Here is a 2,242-nt window from a genome sequence, read left to right on the forward strand (position 1 = left end):
CAGTCACGGCGGCTTCCTTCGGGAGGCCGCCGTGCTGTGCTTAAACCTAGGCCAGCGGAAGCTGCTTGGCCTCGGCGATGCGGGCAAACGCGTGGATGTCGAGCACCTCACCGCGAGCTGAGGGGTCCACGCCGGCCCGGCTCAGCGCCTGCTCGGCGAGCACCCCGTTGCCGGCCCAGCCGGCCAGCGCCGCGCGGAGCGTTTTGCGCCGCTGCGCGAATGCGGCGTCGATGACCGCGAACACCTCTTCGCGGGACGCCGTGGTCTGCGGCTGATCATGCCGCTCGAACGCCACCAGACCGGAGGCGATCTTCGGCGCCGGCCAGAACACGTTCATGCCGATGACGCCGGCCTTCCGCATCCGCCCGTACCACTGGGCCTTCACGGACGGCACGCCGTACACCTTGGAGCCCGGAGGTGCCGCGAGGCGGTCCGCAACCTCATCCTGCACCATCACGAGCCCGTGGCGCAGCGAGGGGAAATGCGCCAGCAGATGCAGCACCACGGGGACGGCCACGTTGTACGGGAGGTTGGCCACCAGCGCGGTGGGTTCGGCGGGGAGCTCGGTCACGCGCATCGCGTCACCCTGCACCACGTCGCAGGACGCGGCACGTTCCGGGCGCCACTGCGCGATGGTCTGCGGCAGGCGTTCAGCCAGCACCGGGTCGATTTCGACGGCCACCACGCGCTCCGCGGCGTCCAGCAGCCCGAGGGTCAGCGAACCGAGGCCTGGACCAACCTCGAGGACCGTCTCGGCGGGGTCGACGTTTGCGGCAGCCACGATCCGGCGGATGGTGTTGCCGTCGATGACGAAGTTCTGGCCCAGCGTCTTGGTGGGACGGATGCCCAGTTCCTCGGCCAGCCGGCGGATCTCGGTTGCACCGAGCAGGGCCTGGGGTGGGGAGGGGCGCGCCTTGTCGTTCACCTAGCCATCGTAGCGGGGCTGCACTACCGACAGCCCCGCCGGTGGACTCCGGCGAGCGGAATCGTTCCGGTCTGCTCCGTTTTCGGTGCCGGCCGCCGTCGTCGTCGGTGTTCTGGTGGGCTGCAGCTGGTCGCGGAAGTGGTCAAAGGTGAGCAGATCGGGACGCGAACCCGGCCGGAAACACAGCAGCGCACTTCAGTCACGGCGGCCTCCTTCGGGAGGCCGCCGTGCTGTGCTTAAACCTAGGCCAGCGGAAGCTGCTTGGCCTCGGCGATGCGGGCAAACGCGTGGATGTCGAGCACCTCACCGCGAGCTGAGGGGTCCACGCCGGCCCGGCTCAGCGCCTGCTCGGCGAGCACCCCGTTGCCGGCCCAGCCGGCCAGCGCCGCGCGGAGCGTTTTGCGCCGCTGCGCGAATGCGGCGTCGATGACCGCGAACACCTCTTCGCGGGACGCCGTGGTCTGCGGCTGATCATGCCGCTCGAACGCCACCAGACCGGAGGCGATCTTCGGCGCCGGCCAGAACACGTTCATGCCGATGACGCCGGCCTTCCGCATCCGCCCGTACCACTGGGCCTTCACGGACGGCACGCCGTACACCTTGGAGCCCGGAGGTGCCGCGAGGCGGTCCGCAACCTCATCCTGCACCATCACGAGCCCGTGGCGCAGCGAGGGGAAATGCGCCAGCAGATGCAGCACCACGGGGACGGCCACGTTGTACGGGAGGTTGGCCACCAGCGCGGTGGGTTCGGCGGGGAGCTCGGTCACGCGCATCGCGTCACCCTGCACCACGTCGCAGGACGCGGCACGTTCCGGGCGCCACTGCGCGATGGTCTGCGGCAGGCGTTCAGCCAGCACCGGGTCGATTTCGACGGCCACCACGCGCTCCGCGGCGTCCAGCAGCCCGAGGGTCAGCGAACCGAGGCCTGGACCAACCTCGAGGACCGTCTCGGCGGGGTCGACGTTTGCGGCAGCCACGATCCGGCGGATGGTGTTGCCGTCGATGACGAAGTTCTGGCCCAGCGTCTTGGTGGGACGGATGCCCAGTTCCTCGGCCAGCCGGCGGATCTCGGTTGCACCGAGCAGGGCCTGGGGTGGGGAGGGGCGCGCCTTGTCGTTCACCTAGCCATCGTAGCGGGGCTGCACTACCGACAGCCCCGCCGGTGGACTCCGGCGAGCGGAATCGTTCCGGTCTGCTCCGTTTTCGGTGCCGGCCGCCGTCGTCGTCGGTGTTCTGGTGGGCTGCAGCTGGTCGCGGAAGTGGTCAAAGGTGAGCAGATCGGGACGCGAACCCGGCCGGAAACACAGCAGCGCCCCC

At 69.9% G+C, this 2,242-nt stretch carries 3 protein-coding genes; all 3 read right to left on the reverse strand.

What is annotated here, in order from left to right:
- Positions 1-46: 46 nt before the first annotated feature.
- Positions 47-925, reverse strand: a complete 879-nt coding sequence (gene rsmA, locus X803_RS0109960; protein ID WP_026545026.1) for a 16S rRNA (adenine(1518)-N(6)/adenine(1519)-N(6))-dimethyltransferase RsmA — start codon at positions 923-925, stop codon at positions 47-49.
- 242 nt (positions 926-1,167) lie between these two features.
- Positions 1,168-2,046 (reverse strand): 16S rRNA (adenine(1518)-N(6)/adenine(1519)-N(6))-dimethyltransferase RsmA, encoded by an 879-nt coding sequence (rsmA, locus tag X803_RS0109965; protein WP_026545026.1) that lies wholly within the window; start codon positions 2,044-2,046, stop codon positions 1,168-1,170.
- On the reverse strand, positions 2,047-2,242 hold a 196-nt coding region (locus X803_RS22545), incomplete at its 5' end, for a hypothetical protein (RefSeq protein ID WP_216699051.1).

Source organism: Arthrobacter sp. 35/47, from assembly GCF_000520475.1.
In the GTDB taxonomy this organism is placed as follows: Bacteria; Actinomycetota; Actinomycetes; order Actinomycetales; family Micrococcaceae; genus Arthrobacter_D; species Arthrobacter_D subterraneus.